Genomic DNA, 19,361 nt, shown 5'->3' on the forward strand with positions numbered 1-19,361 from the left:
TTGCCCGATTGGGCAATCAGTGCTCGCGGAAGGCGCGCGACATGCTGTCTGTCACAGGCTTTGCGATATAGGCCGCAAAGGTGCGTTCCTCGGTCTGGATCATGATCTCGGCCGGCATACCCGGAGTGGGAATGAAGCCACGTACGCGGTCCATCTCTTCCGGAGCCAGCGAGATACGCGCCAGATAGACCTCTTGCGGCACACCCGAGGAATCTTCGACCAGAGCGTCCGCCGAGACATAAAAGACCTCGCCGCTCAGCACTGGCGTTGTGCGCTGATTCAGCGCCACCAGTCGTACGGTGGCCTGCTGGCCCGTCACAACGCTGTCGATTTCGGTCCGGGGCACCTGTGCCTCGATGATCAGAGGCGCGTCCGAGGGTAGGATTTCGGCAATAGGCTCACCGGTTTCGATTACGCCACCTGCGGTATGGTAGTGCAAGCGCACGACGGTCCCGGATACCGGCGCCCGAACCACTGCCCGTTCCAGAACGCTGCGGGCCTGGCGGCTTTTTTCACGCACACTTTCAAGATCGGCCTCGATGACACCCAATTCGTCCAGCGCCGCTTCGCGATAAGCGGAACGGGTTCGCGTAATCTGTTCTTCATACTTCAGGATCATCTGGTTGATTTCGGCGGTTTCGGCCATCAGGCGCGCCTGCTGGCCTTCCGCCTCGGCCTGAACACGGCGGATCGTGTTCAGGTCGCCTTTGCGCACCAATCCTTTTTCGAACAAGGCCTCTTTGGTTTCGAACTCTTCCTGCAGGATTTCCGAACGCCGGATCATGCTGTCCAGCTGCGCTTCAAAACCGCTGGAGCGGATCTTGAGTGCCTCCATATTGCGTTGCAGCAGGGCAATGTCATTCAGCAGCGTTTTACGGGACACGTCAAAGCTGATTTTCTGCCCGTCCAGAATGCCCATGACTTCAACGTCATCCGATGCTTCGATCAAATCGGGCGAGAACTCTAAGCGTTCCTTTTCGTTGTACTCGGCCGACAACCGTTCAGTCATCGCCTGCAGACGGATTTTGCGGATGAACAGTTCACGCTCATTCGCCTCGGCCGAGGTCTGGTCCAGGGTCATCAGAACCTGACCCTGCTTGACCGTCTGACCTTCGATCACCTTGATGTCGTCGATAATGCCGCCTTCGAGGTGCTGTACAATCTTGTTGCGACCAGTGGCAACAAAACTGCCCTGCGCAATTACTGCTGCCGCCAATGGTGCGCGGAAGGACCAAATTCCAAAGCCGCCAAAGCAGACCACCAACATTATCAAGCCGATCACCACGAACCGACTGATCGAGCGCGGAACCTCGGCGTACCAGACCGTTGGGTCCTTGGGATCGTTGTTTACTGGGACAAGTTCATTCATGCCGGACCCCCTTGCTGTGATTGAATACCGGGTCTGTTGCCCCGCGACGCATTCAACTGCTGCAGCACCTGTTCACGCTGGCCAAACAATGCAACGCGGCCGTCCGTCAGCAGCATGATCTTGTCGACAACGTTCAACAGGGTTGGTTTCTGAGTAATCACCACAACGGTAATCTTGTTCGCCTTGGCCTGTGCAATTGCCTTGGACAACGCCTGATCCCCCGCCACGTCCAAGTTCGAGTTCGGTTCGTCCAAAACGACCATGCGCGGGTTACCAAAGAAAGCTCGCGCCAGTGCGATACGCTGTTTCTGACCACCCGACAGGGGTGAGCCATCCGCAGCCACCACAGTCTCGTACCCCTGTGGCAGGGTGGCGATCATATTGTGCACATCAGCCAGAACCGCCGCGTCGTGGATTTGTTCATCCGTCGCATCCGCGCGCATCCGACCGATGTTGTCTTTGATTGTACCGGGGAACAGCTGCACATCCTGCGGCAAGTAGCCGATGCTTTCCCCGAACTGGCGCGGATCCCAGTTGCGGATGTCCATCAGGTCCAACCGGACACTGCCGGATGTCGGCAGGATCGATCCCACCAGCGTCTTGCCCAGCGTGGTCTTGCCTGCACCAGAGTTCCCGATCACGGCCAGCGTTTCGCCGGGGTTCAGCGAAAAACTGATCCCATTCAGAACAACGCGCTTGGTACCACCGGGCACGTAAAGCAGACGTTCCACGTCCATGCGACCTTCGGGGCGCGGCAGACGCAGCTTTTCGAATTGCAGCGCCGAATTGGACAACAGGTTCCGGATGCGCCCAAAGGCTGCACGCGTCAGCAGGAATGAGTTCCAGCCTTCGATCGACCCTTCGATCGGCGCAAAGGCCCGCCCAGCGATGATCGAGGCCGCGATGACCATACCGCCGGTGATCTCACCCTGCAGCGCCAGGAACGCGCCCCAGCCCAGAATGGCGATTTGAGTCAACAGGCGCACAGCGCGCGAGATCGCGGCAAAAATCACGTTCCGGTCCTGCGCGCGCACTTGCCAGGTCAACGATTGCGCGGTGTCCCGTCCCCAGATGCGAACGGCCTCTGGGATCATGGCCAGTGCGTTGATGATCTGGCTGTTGCGCGCCATCGAGTCCAGATGCTGGTTCGCCATGGATTGCGCCCGGTTCGCCTCGGCGAAGGGTTTGGCGGTCATCTTCTGGTTCACGAACGCGATAATCATCAGCAACAACGCAGTTATGATCACGATGGTTCCCAGCTGCGGATGCACCAGGAAAATCATCAAGATAAACAATGGAGCGAAAGGCACATCGAGGAATGAAATCAGGGTTCCCGAAACCAGGAACCCACGCACTTGCTGCAAATCACCCAATGTCTGGTATTCACGACCATTGCCGTGCAATGAGGCATGCGCTGCAGCACTCAGAACCGGCGCGCCCAACCTTGCAGCGACCTCAACCGCTGTGCGCATCAGCATAAAGCGACGCACCGCATCAAAAGCCGCCTGAAAAATCACCGCCCCAGCCACGATGGCCGTCAGCATGATCAGCGTGTCCAGCGAGCGGCTGGTCAAAACACGGTCACTGATCTGGAACAGGTAGATCGGGATCGCAAGGATCAGGATATTCGTGGCACAGGTCAGCACCAGAACAAAGGCCAGATTGCGCCAGATCGCCCGCAACGACGTGCGCAGCGTGTTCTGGAAATCCTCTGGAGGAGTGCGTTTGTGGAAAGTCTGGGGTGGCCCCTTGCCGTCACCTCCGCCCGTTTTTCGGAGTTGCATCGGCTCGTTCGCCTTAGCCTCGATAGTGGCACCTATGCGTTCACCGCCCGTCGAGCGCGATTGGGGGGTCGCTCGCGCTGTCGTTTCCGTGGCGGTGTCAGGATCGGGGCTTGAGGCATCCTCGGCCACCCCAGCGTCGCGGCCCTGGGCATTCTGGTCTTCATCGGGCTGCGACTGAGCGCGCCGGGGGGAAGCTGCGGCGCGTATTGGTGGTTCGGATCTGGGTTTGGTCGCTTTCTTCTTGGGCTTCACAGCTTTTGCGGCGACAGACTCTTCCTGCTTGGCCGTCGCTTCAGGACTGACGTCAGGGTCTGGCACACGCATTTTTTTGTTCAGACGCAAGCTGGGCGCCTTTGCTGTTTGTTGTTGGGACTTATCGCTGCCATCTGGCTGCGTAGGTTTACCAACGCCCTCAATATCAAGCGGGCTGGCATCAAGAGAACGACGCGACGAAAAAACAATCGACATTTTAAAACTTTCGGAGCACTCGCAACAAATACAGTCTTTAAGCTAACATGAATCGACCGAAACGGATATAAAATTTACGCCAGCATGGACTGCATAGCATCGTCATTGCTGGCCATTTCGGACGGTGTCAGGTTCGATTGCGCCTGAGCGAGGCCATTCTCGCCAGCCGCTGCCGTTTCTTCCATAAGGACGGCGATCACTTCATTCGCGATCTCCGTTGCGTCCTCCTGCTCGGGGATATCGAGCAATGAAGCCTGGTGAATCAGGAGGTCGGAATACTCTCCGCCCGCCGCCATGATGGTCGAGTCGACGCCAACCTTGGTGATGTTTGCAGCGTTCAGCAGAGCATTACCAGCACCGTTCACCGCCGCATTTACCGCCTCAGCTCCTTCGACCGACATATCGTCCTGATCCTGCAACAATGTGATCTGTTCGACCGAATTGACCTGAACCAGGTCACCTTCGATGTTGAGAACGCGGATCAACTCCATGCCAGCATAGTCGGGGTTAGACGTCAGAGCATCTTCGAATGCCTCACGGTCGACCTGCTGAAGGGTCAGCGCCTCGGCATGCGGCATGTCCAACTCTTCCAGCGTATCTTCGCCGGTCGTCGTCACGGAAGCCTGGTTCATGACCAGATTTTCATTGCCTTCCTGATCCGGTGTCCCGCTGCCGTAGACGTCGTCATCCATCAACGCAATTGTCTGGTGCAGCACATCGACGGAAACCATGTTTCCGCCAATCATGATCAGGTCGTAGAAGTTGCCCAGCTGAATGATGTTGGTCACGTTGGTCAACACGTTGTCACCCAAGGTGTACAGGCTGGTCGAGGCCGAAAGTTCAGTGCTGATCTTGTCGATATCCGTGGCGTCGATCACTTGCTTGATAAAGTTGGTGACCCACAGATCACCCTGAATCCAGGTTACCGAGACAATCGGGTCGGCGCTCGTTTCAGAGACATTGTCTTCGACCCACCAGGCCTCGCTGGCTTCGGTTCCGATATAGGCGGCCTGAACCACATTTGTGCTGCTTTGCACGCCCGGCCCACCCTGATCTACGTCCGAGACAACCGCCACCTGGCTGACGACCGTGAGGCTGACAGACTTGCCGCCCACTGCGATCACAGGCGCATCAACCCAGGCCAAGGTGATGTCGACCTGATTGACGGCCAGGTTTCCGCCCGCGATGACAGTATGACCTTCGCCGAATTCCTCGTCATCTGAGCGGTCCCATTCGTCGGGCATCATGTCGGGCGCGTCGCCCTCTTCTTCGTCTTCTTCCTCAGTCTGATGGTGGGCTGGCAAAAGATCGTTCCAGTCCGGCATCTCATCGACTTTTTCACCGTTCACGAAAATGCCCAAAGCGTCCTCGCCATGGAACTGGTAAACGGTCACGCCCTCGATCTGCGAGATCATTGGCGACTGCATCTGGTCGGCCAAACTCTCGAGATATTCGAGCGATTGGTAATCTTCGATGTTCAGGGACGGGGTCACAATCGCGTGCATCGACAGCGCGGCGTCCAACATCTCCTGACCTTGGGCGATCTGCAGTTCAACGTCGCGGAAGACCCCTTGGCCGATCACATCGTTATCGTTCATCAGGATGGTTTGGAACGTGTAGGTCACAGCCGAGCCGATAATCAGCGGCGCAACCTGCGGGTCCGGGACCACGATAACGGTCTGGGCCTCACCCAGTTGAACGGCCGGCACATAGGGATCGGGTCCAAAACCCGGGCCGGAAATCATCTGAGCCATTTCAAGTGGCCCGTTCGGGACAGGAGGCAAAGGAAGATCAGCAGCAGGCGGCAAAAGCTTGTACGGGAGTGGATCGTATTCGCCTGGATCGAGCTTCAGATTGGCTTTGACCCGAATTGTGGTCGGATCTTCCAGTTCTTCCAATTCGTTCTTGCGCCGCAGCGCGACAAATTCCTGGTACTCATCACGCAGACGAGCTTGTTCAATAGTAAGTTCAAAGGTTCCAACAAAATGCGCAATCGTTTCTGTAATACTGTCGAGAGACATATCGGTTTCCTTTTCCCCTCCCCGGCCTGAAATTTCCGGTTTGGGTTTGCTGCGCCGAGGCCGCCCGATACGGCCTCGGCAGTTTTATGAAATGGGTCGGGGCCCGATAATTCGGGCCCCGACTGCGACTTACACGTCGGTGTCGTCGCTATTGTGGGTCGCGGTCATCGAACCACCAACCATGGTCGTATCGACCGAGTTGCCAAGAACGTTGGCACCCATGACGATCGACTGGTTGAACGCCGATGTGTCGACTACGGCTGCTGCCGATGCATAGGACTCACCGTTGACGATACCGTCGCCACCGTTGTTCGAGCCCCACGTACCTGCGTTACCGCCGGCTCCGCCTGCACCCGAGTACGCACCCGACGCAGCGCCGCCGTCGACGTCAGCACCGTAGGTCGCACCACCATTGGCATTGCCTGCGGCACTGCCGGAGGTTCCACCGTAACCAGCGCCGGCACCACCGCCGCCACCGGTTCCCGAAGAAGCCGCACCAGTAGCGCTGCCCATTCCGGTAGAAGTGGCGTCGTTGTCGGACATCGAGTCGCCACCATATCCGGCAATGGCTTGCGCCATACTGTCTGCCGAACCGTCGGTGTCAGCCTGCGAGAAGACGTCGGACATTCCACCGTCACCGGCGTTGTTCTCCGCATCTGCAGATCCGGCACCGGTGCCCGTGGATGTGGCATCCTGCTGCACAGCACCACCGCCGCCGCCGACACCGTCAGCGGTTGCAGTTCCAGTACCAGCGGCTTGTGCCCAACCGTCGACATCGTTGGTTCCACCGTCACCAGCGTTGTTTTCAGCACTCTGGTTGTTGTCGGCTTCGCCGTTGGCGTCGCCTGGCGATTGCGTAACGACCGGACCTTTAGCGTCCTGATCACCTACGCCCTGAGCATCGGCTTGCGAGTCAGCTTCACCGCCGTCTGCACCAGCATCGCCTCCGGCACCACCGACACCAGCTGCGCCTGTGCCGTCGCCACCGTCGCCGTTGCCGCCGTCAGCAGCACCGCCGACACCTGTAGCACCGGCACCGCCGACACCAGTACCACCGGTACCCGTACCGCCTGGGCCGTTGCCACCATGGGCATCGCCGCCAACGCCAGTAGCACCGTCACCACCGTCGCCGTCGCCGCCATCACCACCAGGGCCGTTGCCACCGTCACCAGCACCACCAACACCGGGGTTGCCACCATTGGTGTCACCACCGCCGTTGCTTGCGCCAGCTGCGCCATTGTTCTGACCAACCAAACCGTTCTGCTGGTTCAGAGCTGCAAGCGCACCGTCAACTTGACCGGACGTTCCACCAGTACCGTCGCCGCCGTCACCGTCGCCGCCGTCACCGTCGCCGCCTTCGTCGCCGTCGCCGCCGTCACCGTCGCCGCCGTCACCGTCACCGGCAGTCACTTCACCAGCGTCGCCGTCGCCACCTGGGCCGTTGCCGCCGTCACCGTCGCCGCCGTTGCCGCCGTCACCGTTTCCGCTGTCGGCATCACCGCCGTCACCGCCGTCGCCGTCGCCGTCACCGCCGTCGCCGTCGCCGCCATCAGCGTCACCACCGTCAGCATCTGCATCTGCTTCCGAACCTGCTCCAGCAAGACCAAGACCGATGTTACCACCAGATGTGGAGTCACCGTTTTCGGCTTCGGTTTCGCTTTCGTTCAAAGCACCGCCAAGGTTTCCAGCCAAACCGCTTCCGCCGTTTGCGTCATCGGCTTCCGATTCATTGTCAGCTTCGGAATCGATTTCGTTTTCAGCTTCAGACTCGTTGTCTCCGCCTTCCGACTCGCCATCGTTGCTGGCGCCTGAAAGGCCAAGTCCAACGCCAAGTCCGATCGAACCTGCGTTGCCGCCGTCGCCACCATCGCTATCGATGTCGACTTCGGTTTCGCTTTCATTTTCGGCATCCGATTCAGCGTCAGCTGCGCCACCTTCACCACCGGTGCTGTCGCCATCCGCGTCTGCTGCAGAATGTCCGACACCCAAACCGAAGTTCAGTGCTTCACCGGAGTTTCCGCCGTTTCCGCCATCGCCGTCACCGTCGGCATCGCCGCTTTGACCACCGAAGGCCGCAGTGTGTCCGCCGTAGGTTTCGCCATAAGCGTCTCCGCCAGTGGTCTCGCCACCGTCGCCGGAGTTTCCGCCATCTGAGCCTGACGAGATACCGTCACCGGCACTTGCGTCACCGCCTTTGGCGTCACCCATCTGTTTGAAAGTACCGTCGTTAACAACTTCGGCATTTTCCAGAGTGTCGCTGTCTTCTAGGCTGGCATACTGGCTGTTGATTGCCGACATTGCGGTGGTCGTGCCGCTCATGTCGATCGACAGGTTCATGTCATCGCCGGGATCGTAGTCAATGTCACCACCAGCGGTGATCACGTCACCAAATTCGGACCCGTTAGCATCGATATCAACGACATCATCATCGCTGGGCATGCCTTCTTCACCGAAGTCAATGTTTACCCAGTTCGAATTATCGTTGTTGCCGTTGGTCTGACCTTGTCCTTGGCTTTGGCCCTGACCTTGGTCCTGACCTTGGCCCTGATCCTGGCCTTGTCCTTGGTCCTGACCCTGACCTTGCTCATTTTCGACCTTGGTTTTCTGAGCTTGCTCCTGGTCTTGACCCTGACCCTGATCGTTATCGACCTTGGTCTTCTGTTCGGTCATGTCAGCGTCGATATTGGCCTCTTCGACCTCTACATCAGCGTAGACAGGTACATAGGCTTCACCAACGTTGATTTCTTCGATGTTTGCAACGTTATTTGTCGTGCGTTTACCAGACATATGATTTTCCACTTACTAAGCGCACGGGCCGTCATTCATCTCCAAAACGGCTACTGGCGCGGTTAAAACTAGTCACGGCACACAGGCGCAAAACGCGCTTGAATGCGGTTACCTTCAGTGAATTATCTCCCACCCTCCTTTCTCGGCTTAGCCGATACCGTGTCTGCGGAAATGGTTCGCTGTAATGCGCGATTCGCGGACACACTGGACTTGTGGCTTCGAAATTGAAGCTCGGTCATGGTTACAGGCCGGAAGCAGTCTGAATAGCTACCCTAAAGCACTAGAACGCACAGGGGCTTGTTTTCATTACTGTAAATCTTCTGTGACCGAAATTAAGCGGAACACCGGGCGGACGGGCGAAATTAAAACCACCAGTTTAGGAAATCCTGCAATTCCCTCTACTTAAGCGAGAAGAATCGAACCCAACCTAACCGAAAGTATTAGAACGCGGTTTTTGCAGACGGCAGGCAAAGTTGCTGAAACTTGAACTTTCCGCTATAGTCTTACCTCTATACTGTTAAATACTTCGAATTCTGCTCTAGGAGTACTGTTTACAATTTCGCCGTATTTTTTTCGCGGTGTGGGTTAATAAGGGGGGAATAATGAGCATTCCGTTTCAGGATAATGCTGTTCCAAACGTTTCTAATCCCGAAGACTTCTCGATCAATTTCGTCGGTAAAGAACTCTTCTATTCAGATATGACCATCCAAGGTGTTGAAAACGAATTCGGCGTCACCACGCGCCGGGTTGAGAGCATCGATGCGCTGCCAGCGTCGAGTGGCTCGGACGTCGGTGCCGGCAAGGTGATCGTCGTCGATCAGGTTCTGCTTGAGGATCTGTTGAACCGCCCGCATGCCTATAAAGAGACTGCAGGGTCTGGCTGCCTCGCCTTTGCTTACCGCAAAGAAGAGGCCGCGCGCCTTGCATTCGAAAACTGGGATCGTGGCCAGTTTGGCGACATCGGGTACTTGCCGATGAATGTCGCGCCGGATGTGTGGCGCTCCATTCTGCGCCTGTTGCTACATGAAGAACTGTACCTGCCCTGTTTCCTGGCGGATTGCGTCGCGCATCCCCCGGCAGTGTCGAATGATGCGCCGGCGGCACCAACAAAGTCAGGTGATCTGCACCCAGTCTATTCCAAGCTGACACGGCGCGAGAAACAAGTGCTGCGTCTGGTGTCCAAAGGCCAGAGCAACAAGATCATCGCATCAAATCTTGGCATCACCGAACACACGGTCAAACTGCACATGCACAATGTTGCGGGCAAGATCGGTGTCAGCAATCGAACCGCGGCGGCACAATTCTTTTTCGAGGTCGCACCAGAAGAAGCACGAGAACTTACAATTGACTGACGATTTCGAAGCCCGCTTTGACCGCCTGATCCTCATGGTCGGCAAGTTGAATTATATGTGGACCAACACGGAAAGCCTGTTGATCCACCTGATCGCAGGGTTGACCCGCACCAATAAGGACATCTCGGTCATTATTTTTCTGACGTTGAACACAACGCGCGCCAGAATTGACCTGGTTGAGCGGTTGGCCAAAATGGAGGGTCGTCCGCCGGACATCCGGGATCCCATCCTCAAACACACGCAGCGCCTCAGCAAGCTCTCCGGCATCCGCAACCGGTACAACCATTGCATCTATTCCTTCGATCCCGACAGCGGGAACCCGAAGACTATTCTGATGCGCATTGCCGATCGGAAAACGGATATAAAACTGGGCCGTCAGGATACCGTGGATGAGGATGCGATGAAGGAGATCGAAAAAGTGGTCGATCAGCTTTCTGATGCCAACCGGGATATCTGGAAGTTGATCAACCAACTTGGCTTTCCAACCTAAGATTACAGTGGTGCGGGCGGTATGAATCCTGTTGCTGTCGCCACAGGATGCAAATGAACTCAATACACGTGCCGGGCAGAATTTGAGATAATGAAAAGAATTCGCAACGTAACGTTTCAGAGCAAAAACGACCACAAGTGAATCGCGAAATCCGCCTCAAGTCTTTCCACACATTCAAACCTTTGAAACTCAATTTTCGAGAGCAACCAATATTGTTTGCAATTTAGGGACAATCTGGACGTAATCCCGCCTACCGCTGTTAAAACGGGTGAAGCCTCCTAGTGTTTCGTGTAATCTCCTTGGAGAGGGATCGAGCACCAAAAAAATGTTCTAACAAACACCAGTCAATGGGTGATCAGTTTGAGTTGGTACGAGTTAAAGTTGGTGCAATATGAACTTGGGGATGGGCCAAGGTGCAGCGTGGATTCCAAACGCACGTCACACTAAGGCATTGATAAAATTCATACAGTGGAGCCAGGGCGCGGTCGTGTTGGACGCGGCACTGGACACAATCGTCGATGCGTTTGGCGCCGATTGCGGTGTTGTCAGCCGTGTCTGGTTGAACAAAGGGTCTGACAGGGTTGCGGCCCGAGCAGACAGTAACGGTCAAAATAGCAAGCGGCCACTTTTCCTTTCTTTCACAAACGAGGTGTTGGGACCCTTTCGCAACAAACCAAAACGCGCATCGGTCTTCAGCTATCTCGAAGAAGGGAAAGACCCGGCAGAAATGTCTTCGCTCGTTCTGGACTGGGTGTCCCATAGAAAACTACACGACATCCTTTTCATTTGCCTGGACAACAAGGGACATGAATTGGACTTCCTTGAGCTGCACTTCTGTCGCAGCAGTGAACGGGACTACCGCGTCGGAGTCGAGGCCATTGCCGAGGAGCTTTCGGAAATCTACCAAAATCGCCGCCCCGGCCTGATTACCGAGGCATTGTCGCGGCAATCGCTGGTGAAGCTCAAAAAAAAGACAAATGAAAACGCGCTTATCATGAGCACGGATAACCCTGCCGGGCTGACCCGTGCCGAATGGCGCGTTTGCGTGCTGATCTCGCGCGGGCTTTCTTCACAGTCCATCGGCGAGGAACTTGGGATCGGACCGGCGACCGTCAGGACGCATCTGAAACACATTTACTCCAAAACGGCGCATGACAGCTTTCATAACTTGGCGCGTCGCCTTGTCAGCCTTGAGGAACGCGAAGCTCTGCACGGGATACAACGCCAGGCACGGGCCTAATGTTGCAGAGCTCCTGGCAGGACTGGATCACGTTGTGGATCTTCAGCCCCTTGCTTGTCGCGATCGCATGGACTGATCTGACCCGGTTCAAGATACCCAACACTTACTGCCTTATCGGGGCCGGTCTGTTTTTGGTAACAACGCCATTTCTTGAGTTCAACGACATACTCCTCCGCGTTGCGGTAGCTGCATTTTGCTTCGCAATTTGCCTTGGACTTTTTGTTCTGGGCTGGATCGGCGGTGGCGATGCCAAAGTCTTGCCAATAGTCTTTTTGGCGATCCCTCTTCCTGCCGTGTCAACCTATTTGCTGCTCTTGTCGTTTTCCATGGCGTTTGGCCTAACAACGCTGGCCGTGTGCCGAAGGCTGGTCAAGCAGCCCTCCCCGACATTCGAAGCGACAATTCGGGTCACCAAGTTTCCGATGGGAATTGCGATTGGATCGGCTGGCCTTTTGCTCGCCGGTCTTTCCGCTTACCTGGTCCAATTCTGAACATGGGCGGACAAACCTGAAGCCTAGGGCGTCAGAACGTTTCCATCCAGCGAATGACGATCGGCGCCAGGATCAGACCTGCAATGGATGGCAACATCAGGCTTGCCATAACCGCAGACATCTGCACCGGCAGTTTGTTCGCCTTTTCCTGAGCGCGCAGCTCGCGCAATTCTCGCATTTCCTCGGCATAGGTTGTCAGTGCGGCAGAGAGCGGTACGCCAAAACGCGTCGATTGCAGGACAACACTGACGAAAGAGCTCATCTCATCGATCCCCGTACGCCGCGCCATACGCATAAGCGCAATTTCGCGATCCCGTCCGGCCTGAATTTCGCTCAGGGCGATCAAGATCTCTTCCGACATTTCTGGGGAAACGCTCTGCATATCCACCGCGACTTTCAACAAGGCCTGATCAAAACCCATTCCAGCTTCGATCCCGATTTGCAGCAGATCCAGCATGTTCGGAAATGCGTTCTCCATCCGGCGCTTACGCTCTTTGATGCGGGAGCTCATCCAAAACTGGGGAACGAAGAAACCGATGCCGCACAAAAGACCCAGATTCCTCAGAATCTCATAGGCGCTCAGTCCGGTCATATATTCAGCAATACTGGCACCGGTGCTGTTAGGCGGCTGCCAATAAAGCAAAACCAGAAACACCAGCGGCAGAAAGAATGCCAACCCCAAACGCGCCAAATAGAAGTTGGCGATTGCGTTTTTTCCACGAAACCCGGCCCGCGCCAGAACCTGGCCGACTTCCAGTCGCAGGCTGGCGTCACTTGGGATCAGGGCCGCGCTCAAACCGGTTGGCGCGTCGCCTTCAATGGCATCGGGTACAAGCCGGGACAGGCTTTGGCGCTGTCGTTTCGGGAGCATGCGATCGGCAGCGGTTGAACGCTCGCTCAATGACGAGGAGATACCGAAGAATGCGATGACTGCACCGACCGCAACAAGCGCGAAGATCAACACCTGGGAGGTAAAGCCGTTCGTAAGGATCGTGTTCAAATATTCCATCTCCACCCCCTCCTCAAATCCGGAAATTCACTAGTTTAAACAGAATGATCGCATTCAAGACGATGGCCACGCCGATCACTGTCATCACCGGCCAGAACACGGGGTAATGCATCACACTGCCGTAGTATTCCGGGGTCATGATCGTCATGACCAAGGCGATGCCAACCGGAATTGAAGAAAGGATGTAAGCCGTCATCCGGCCTTCGGCCGAGATCGCTTTGATCTTTCTGCGCAGCGACATCCGCGCACGGATCACCGCGGCCAACGTTCTAAGGATTCCGGCCAGATCACCACCGGTGCCGTGTTGCATGGTCAGTGCGACCGCGAGGTATTGGATGTCTTCCTCCTCAACGCGCTCCCCCATGTTTCTGATCGCAGTCGTCAACTCTTCGCCGTACGCAACCTGATCGACAACAAGACCGAACTCTGTCCCGATTGGGTCCGGCATCTCGTTGGCGACGCTTTGCAGAGTTGTGTTCAGGGGATGCCCAACTTTCAAACCGCGAGACATCAGATCGAGAGCATCAGGAAGCTGCTTGATCAGTGCGGCTTTCCGCTTTTTCAGGTTTTCCCCCAATAGGATCAACGGCACGATGATAAAACACAGCGCACAAATCGGAATGACCTTCATCGGATCAGCAACCATCGAACCACCGATGGCCGAGATCAGAAAGGCCGCACCACATCCCAGCAGGAACATTTCGGGCACCATGGTTAACCCAGCGGCAGCCAGCGCCCCCGGCAAGTCGCCAACAAAGGGGAAGGATTTCATGAACGGTTTGGCTTCCTGCGGTTTCAGCAGGTCCAGAACATCCTCACCCGATTTGCCTTGGTTGAGCATCTGAATGCGGCGGTTGATTGCTTCTTCCCGGTTTTCGCCGCGTTTCAGGAATTGGCGAATACCCTCATACGCAATCAGCGCGCCGACAAAGATGAGCATTGAGATGATGAACCGCCCGTCAAACCCTGCGATCTCCATCTCGGGACCGATAAGGACGTCCAGGTTCACATTTGGCAGATAGGACCGAATTTCTTCCAACATGTTCCGCCCTCCTCAGTTGAACTTGACGTTGGACAGGTCGACGCCGGCCGCGGCCAACGCATCACTTGACTTCGGGCGAATGCCGGTTGGCATGAACTTGCCCAAAATGTTGCCAGCCTCATCCTTGCCTTCGCGCTTGAAGACGAAAATGTCCTGCATCGTGACGATATTGCCCTCCATCCCTGTAATTTCGGCGATGGACGTGACACGGCGGCTACCATCGGACAGACGATTTAGCTGCAGAACAAAGTGGATAGCCGACGCAATGGTCGCTCGAATAGCGGCATGAGGCAGTTCGATACCGCCCATCTGCACCATCTGCTCGACTCGCGACAGCGCGTCTCTGGGGCTGTTGGCGTGAACGGTTGTCATGGACCCGTCGTGACCCGTGTTCATGGCCTGTAGCATGTCGAATGCTTCTGACCCGCGAACCTCGCCAACGATGATGCGATCCGGGCGCATCCGCAGCGCATTTCGGACCAGATCTCGTTGCGCCACAGCGCCGGTACCGTCCAACCCAGCTGGCCGGGTTTCCATGCGCAGAACATGCTCCTGCTGCAACTGAAGTTCAGCGGCGTCTTCGATCGTGACGATCCGTTCGCGGGGACTGATGTAGGACGACAGCGCGTTCAGCATTGTCGTCTTGCCTGAACCCGTACCGCCTGAGATCAGGACATTCATCTTGGCTTCGACAAGACCACGCAGCAGTTTTGCAGCACTGTCATTCAGCGCTTCGTTTTTGATTAGGCGCTCCATCGTCAGAGGCACACGGGCGAACTTCCGGATCGAAAGCGCTGGCCCATCCAATGCGCAAGGGCGAATGATGGCATTCACGCGGCTGCCGTCTTCCAAACGCGCATCCACCCAAGGCTGGCGCTCATCAATGCGGCGTCCGACCCGGCTTACGATTTTGTCGATGATCCGCAGCAAGTGACGCTCATCCCTGAACCGTGCCGTGGTGTTCTCGAGTATTCCGGAACGTTCAACAAAGATCTGTTTATGACCGTTCACCAGGATGTCGTTGATTGTCGGGTCGGCCAGAAGAGGCTCCAATGGCCCCAAACCCAGAACCTCATGCATCAACTCTTCGACCAACAGCTTCACTTCTTCGCTGCGCATCGCGCGCCCCTCGGCCCGCAGCAACTCGGTCACGTGCTTGCCGATCTCGCCTCTCAGCGTTTCTTCTTCGACCTTATCGATAACGGCGAGGTTGAGCTTGTCCAACAGCGAGTTGTGCATCCGTGCCTTCAGGTCGATCCGGTCCATCTCGATGTTACGTTGGGCTGCAAGTTTCTCGGCTTCAAACGCTGTGACCTCCGCGGCCTCCTCCTCAGCCATTTGCTTCGTGTCCAATTGCACGATTGTTGCTGACTTTGGTGCCTGACGCCCTGTTCTGTCGAATTCACGAAACATTACTTTTTACCTTCTTACTTCTGTAACCGTCACAAACTTGACTGCAGGCTCAGTGATGCCCGACACGCGGAGGCAATGAGACAGTCGTCTGTTGGGCCAGTTTCCTGATTGCCCGGGTCAAAGGCGCCCGGTTCGACACATCCTGCAACGGAACACCGCGATCGACGGCTTCACGTACGGTTCGTTCATCCCTGGGGACCCAGAACGCAAAATCCCTTTCCAACAACTTCGCAGCCGCACGATGATGGGCCGCGGGAATGATCGGCTTTTTCTCAAGGTTCGCGACAAGCTGAATTTCCAGTGCTGGATTCTCGGCCTGGTAAAAGTCCATCAGCTTACGCGCGGAACGAACCGACGGCACGGCCACGTCTGTCACCAGGTACAACAGATCCGCTTGTCCAAGGACCGGCGTGATCCATTCGACCAGTGCGCGTGGCAGATCGACGATCACGTAGTCATGGCTGCGCTTGAGGCAATCCAAAATCGCTGCGATCTGCTCTTCCTTTACGGCGCTGAGCGGACCGTAGCGGGATGGCGCTGAAAGGACGTCCACACCGCAAGGCGACTTGACCATGGCTTGTTCCAGGAACGCGGTGTCTGGAATGCTTTCTTCCATCGCCATGCGCCACATTGCGTCGCTTTCTTCGACATCCATCAAGGCTGCAAGCGAGCCGAACTGGAAATCGAGATCGACCAGAGCAACCTCGTTTGTGGCCTTTTTCTTGAAGAACCCCTCTTTGGACTGCAGCTCGTTCGCCATGTTCGCCGCCACGATTGACGAGCCGACACCACCGCGAGATTTTGCGACGGCGATGACTTTACCTTGTGTTGCCTGCCCTCCCCAAAGGGCAGGCAACTGCGCTTGACGACGGGCGCGAATTTCATCGAGCTGAGGAACGATTTCCTCGTTGATCGCTGTTCGCGGCAGCACGTCGTCCACACCAAGCTTTCTAAGCTGGCGCGCTTTTTCCAATGGAAGATCTTCGGACGCCAGCGCAATGATGATGGCGTTCGGCATTCTGGCATCGCAAATCGTGCGCGCCGTTTGCATCAGGTCGTCTGACTGGTCATCGACATCAAACAGAACGACGTCGTGACGGGCCGTAAGCGCAACCGCAGCACCGTTAACCCCGGTTACGGTGTCCTGACGACCGGTAAAGCGGCAGTTGGCCTGCCCGGCAAGGGATCCTTCGATTGCCGAATAGATTTGCTCGTCCGGCGAAATCAACAAAACTGAAATCTGTTTGGCACTCATGATCTTACTCCTTACTCAACGGCCCCGACGGCCAAATCTTCGGCCGGTACCGATGTACTCATTGCAGGGATTGAAATGGTGTTCAGCTTACTTGAGGTGATCGCCGGGTCGCTTGCAGCCAGCGCAGCCAAGGGACCCAACGGCAATGCAAAATCGAAATCAAGATTGACGATTTCCGCGGTAACCACCGGGGTATAAGGACCTCCAAGAAAGCCCAAACGCGTATCGTGTGAATAGGTGAACTGGACATTTGCCGGGGTTGAACCGGGCGGCAGCAGCATTTCGATCTCGTCCCAGATGCGGCCGCCATAAGCCGTCGACGTATCAAGCTGGCACGGGGCCGGCAGGTTTGGAACCGCGCAGATGCCCCCGTTGCGGCACAAGGCACCAAATCGGGTGGTGGTGGGCGCCGACCCGGCCAAAGTATGCGTGCTGGGCAATGCGCCACACATCGGTGGCCCAACGGTCGCCAGGCGCGACGCAACCTGCATGGCCTTCTGTGCCATGGTCGTCGACCAATACAGGCGGCCATAATCCAGAATTCCGAAAATAAGCACTAGGAAAAGCGGGATCACCATCCCCAGCTCGACAAGAGCGCCCCCTTCCTCGCGATGCCGGAAGGAACGGATGATATGCGTCAGACGTCTCATACCCCGAAAATCCTGCTTTGGTCAGAGATTTCCGTTGTCAGCGGCCCAAGGGCTGCTCCGAACAGGCTGAACATGTTGCCGAACAGATAGTCGATCTGGATCTCAGCCGTAACTTCGACAACCGAAGTCGGATTGACCCGATACGCGCCAGATCGTGAGACGCAAGTCGGTGTTACATCAACCACGGTGGTTCCGTGCGGCAAAATAGATGACCCGCCCAACTGGTTTTCGACAATTGTCGTTGCCATCCCGTCATATCCGCCGACGCCGCCTGATGTGCAGGCGTCAATCGGTGCAATCCGGGCAATCATACGTGAGGCATCGCGCACCCCAGCCGCAGTGGCCTGATGGATCCAGGTAATGCGTCCACCTTCAATGATTACGGCAAAGAACAGCAGGATCAGGGGCAGGACAATCCCAAACTCGACCATGGGCGCGCCCGACTCGCAGCGTTTGATACGGGTTATGAGAGCAGTCAGCTTTTTCATCGGTACAGCCTCACTACATCGCGGAAGATGCCATCGTCGCTGCTGCTGCCGACACCGCCGCCAACTTGCTCAACCACTTCTACGTAAATGTCGAAATCCGTGCCGCTGGTCTGTTCCAAGGGTTGGATCAGAAAAACCTTCACGAATTCCTTGACCGGTATGTCCGTGGCGCGTCCAGAAACAGGGTTGGCGTTGCAATCGATCGCGGCTGCGACGAACGTCCGGCGATCTGGATCGTCCAATGTTTCTTTTGCACATTGAGGACGACCGGATTCACTGCGCCCGGCCAGTACGTCGCCACCCGCAGCTCTGGCGATCTCGTTCAGGTACATCTTGTACCGCGTGGTTCCACTTGGGTTGCCCAATGGATGCGGCGTCAGGTTGTTAGCGGGGCCATCGCCATAGTTCATATCCAGATAGGCGGTCCGGCCAGTTGACCAGTCCCCGTTGCCGAACCGGTTGCCATGCGCGCATGATCCGGTCGCAAAACAATCATCCGGCGGAAACGGCATCGAGTCGCTGGAAATGGTCGGGTTGTTTTTAAGGCAGGCACCGCCTGTGTTTTCCCACCCTGCAATGACCTGAGGGCCAGGAGAGTACGCAGGATCATTCTTCAGATTACTCATGGTCGACTGGAACAGGTCGAACCGCGAGTTGTAAATCGCACTACCGATCCCGTTACGCTGCCCCGGTTCAGTATCAACGCCGCGCTGAGAAACACATTGCGTCAGGTTCCCATGTGCGGCGATCAGGCAAATATAGAGCTTGGAACCGGTTTCCCCGGCGCAGGGTCCATTTGGGTTGATGCCGATATCCGTAGGATCAAGAAACCCAAAGTTTCCCGGCCCCCACGCAGAGTTGTTTCCGCCAGTGCGCAGTTTGATCGCCGCACCTTTGTTCGCATCAGCTGTCCAGTTGGGTGGGATACAAAACATCAGCGGCGTCACATCGCAGGCGTATTGAGTGAAGCCGGCGATTGCGACCGCATTTACGTCTTCATTCGGCCGGGTGACGCCCAGCAAATCCGCAAGGGCACGACCGAAGGGCAGAAAAACTGTTCTGGGCGTTGCAGTGACCTCGACCATAACTGCTGCAGTCGAGTCAGTTGTTACAAACCCGGCAACCGGGTCGTTGTCGTCGGGATCATCGCCGGGCGTTGGCAGGCCGGTCAAAAACCGCAGCGAGAAATCGGCGGAAGACCCCAAGTCCCGGCTACCCTCCGCAAAGAACTGGCTGTCTTCGATCATTCCCTCTGCTGCAGCGTTTGCCCGGGTGATTGCGTCAGCGTTGCCGTCCAGTTCCCCGGCGGCTGCCAAGGCCACGTGGTCCGTGTAGGCCTGCAGATCGGTTTGGGTCGAGGCCAGCCGCCCCAGATCGAATGTCAGAGCTGCCATCCCCATGATGACCACCATGCAAATCCCGACAAAGACAAGAATTGTCCCCTCTTCGTCTTTTGCGAATTTACGTGGTGAAAACATGGACGTGACCTTTCTGCGAACAAT

The 19,361-nt window shown here is 56.5% G+C and carries 15 protein-coding genes; 4 read left to right on the forward strand and 11 right to left on the reverse strand.

All coding sequences use genetic code 11. The features are described from left to right. Positions 1-16: 16 nt before the first annotated feature. From GOV53_RS08175 to GOV53_RS08190, 4 genes are all read right to left on the reverse strand, one after another. Positions 17-1,369 (reverse strand): HlyD family type I secretion periplasmic adaptor subunit, encoded by a 1,353-nt coding sequence (locus tag GOV53_RS08175; protein ID WP_170426593.1) that lies wholly within the window; start codon positions 1,367-1,369, stop codon positions 17-19. Next, positions 1,366-3,477, reverse strand: coding sequence for a type I secretion system permease/ATPase (locus tag GOV53_RS08180; RefSeq protein WP_437436791.1), 2,112 nt, complete (start codon positions 3,475-3,477; stop codon positions 1,366-1,368). The genes GOV53_RS08175 and GOV53_RS08180 overlap by 4 nt, the downstream gene beginning before the upstream one ends. A 218-nt stretch (positions 3,478-3,695) precedes the next feature. Continuing rightward, a complete protein-coding gene (locus tag GOV53_RS08185) occupies positions 3,696-5,642 on the reverse strand; it encodes a type I secretion protein (RefSeq protein ID WP_170465323.1) in 1,947 nt (648 codons plus the stop codon). Positions 5,643-5,771: 129 nt separating this feature from the next. Beyond that, positions 5,772-8,429 (reverse strand): hypothetical protein, encoded by a 2,658-nt coding sequence (locus GOV53_RS08190; RefSeq protein ID WP_170465325.1) that lies wholly within the window; start codon positions 8,427-8,429, stop codon positions 5,772-5,774. A gap of 602 nt (positions 8,430-9,031) precedes the next feature. On the opposite strand from GOV53_RS08190, the gene GOV53_RS21295 reads away from it, so the two are divergent. From GOV53_RS21295 to GOV53_RS08210, 4 genes are all read left to right on the forward strand, one after another. Beyond that, positions 9,032-9,781: a helix-turn-helix transcriptional regulator gene (locus GOV53_RS21295; RefSeq protein ID WP_254439229.1), complete on the forward strand. Its 750-nt coding sequence runs from the start codon at positions 9,032-9,034 to the stop codon at positions 9,779-9,781. Beyond that, positions 9,774-10,271: a hypothetical protein gene (locus GOV53_RS08200; RefSeq protein WP_170426597.1), complete on the forward strand. Its 498-nt coding sequence runs from the start codon at positions 9,774-9,776 to the stop codon at positions 10,269-10,271. Before GOV53_RS21295 ends, GOV53_RS08200 begins: the two co-directional genes overlap by 8 nt. 487 nt (positions 10,272-10,758) lie before the next feature. Continuing rightward, a complete protein-coding gene (locus GOV53_RS08205) occupies positions 10,759-11,511 on the forward strand; it encodes a helix-turn-helix transcriptional regulator (protein ID WP_170465327.1) in 753 nt (250 codons plus the stop codon). Then, on the forward strand, positions 11,511-12,002 hold the full coding sequence (locus GOV53_RS08210) for an A24 family peptidase (protein ID WP_170465329.1): 492 nt from the start codon (positions 11,511-11,513) through the stop codon (positions 12,000-12,002). Before GOV53_RS08205 ends, GOV53_RS08210 begins: the two co-directional genes overlap by 1 nt. 31 nt (positions 12,003-12,033) lie before the next feature. On the opposite strand, the gene GOV53_RS08215 is transcribed toward GOV53_RS08210, so the two are convergent. From GOV53_RS08215 to GOV53_RS08245, 7 genes are read right to left on the reverse strand one after another with little or no spacing between them, the layout of a single operon-like run. After that, positions 12,034-13,011 (reverse strand): type II secretion system F family protein, encoded by a 978-nt coding sequence (locus tag GOV53_RS08215; RefSeq protein WP_170465331.1) that lies wholly within the window; start codon positions 13,009-13,011, stop codon positions 12,034-12,036. 13 nt (positions 13,012-13,024) lie between these two features. Then, positions 13,025-14,053 (reverse strand): type II secretion system F family protein, encoded by a 1,029-nt coding sequence (locus GOV53_RS08220; protein WP_170465334.1) that lies wholly within the window; start codon positions 14,051-14,053, stop codon positions 13,025-13,027. Between the two features lie 12 nt (positions 14,054-14,065). Continuing rightward, positions 14,066-15,466: a CpaF family protein gene (locus tag GOV53_RS08225; RefSeq protein WP_170465337.1), complete on the reverse strand. Its 1,401-nt coding sequence runs from the start codon at positions 15,464-15,466 to the stop codon at positions 14,066-14,068. A gap of 49 nt (positions 15,467-15,515) precedes the next feature. Further along, a complete protein-coding gene (locus GOV53_RS08230; protein ID WP_170465339.1) occupies positions 15,516-16,721 on the reverse strand; it encodes an AAA family ATPase in 1,206 nt (401 codons plus the stop codon). Positions 16,722-16,732: 11 nt separating this feature from the next. After that, on the reverse strand, positions 16,733-17,371 hold the full coding sequence (locus GOV53_RS08235; RefSeq protein ID WP_170421748.1) for a TadE/TadG family type IV pilus assembly protein: 639 nt from the start codon (positions 17,369-17,371) through the stop codon (positions 16,733-16,735). Next, on the reverse strand, positions 17,368-17,859 hold the full coding sequence (locus GOV53_RS08240) for a TadE/TadG family type IV pilus assembly protein (RefSeq protein WP_170465341.1): 492 nt from the start codon (positions 17,857-17,859) through the stop codon (positions 17,368-17,370). Before GOV53_RS08240 ends, GOV53_RS08235 begins: the two co-directional genes overlap by 4 nt. Continuing rightward, on the reverse strand, positions 17,856-19,337 hold the full coding sequence (locus GOV53_RS08245; protein WP_170465343.1) for a pilus assembly protein TadG-related protein: 1,482 nt from the start codon (positions 19,335-19,337) through the stop codon (positions 17,856-17,858). Before GOV53_RS08245 ends, GOV53_RS08240 begins: the two co-directional genes overlap by 4 nt. Positions 19,338-19,361 lie beyond the last annotated feature (24 nt).

Origin of the sequence: Ruegeria arenilitoris (genome assembly GCF_013035315.1) — a bacterium.
Taxonomy (GTDB): Bacteria; Pseudomonadota; Alphaproteobacteria; order Rhodobacterales; family Rhodobacteraceae; genus Ruegeria; species Ruegeria arenilitoris_D.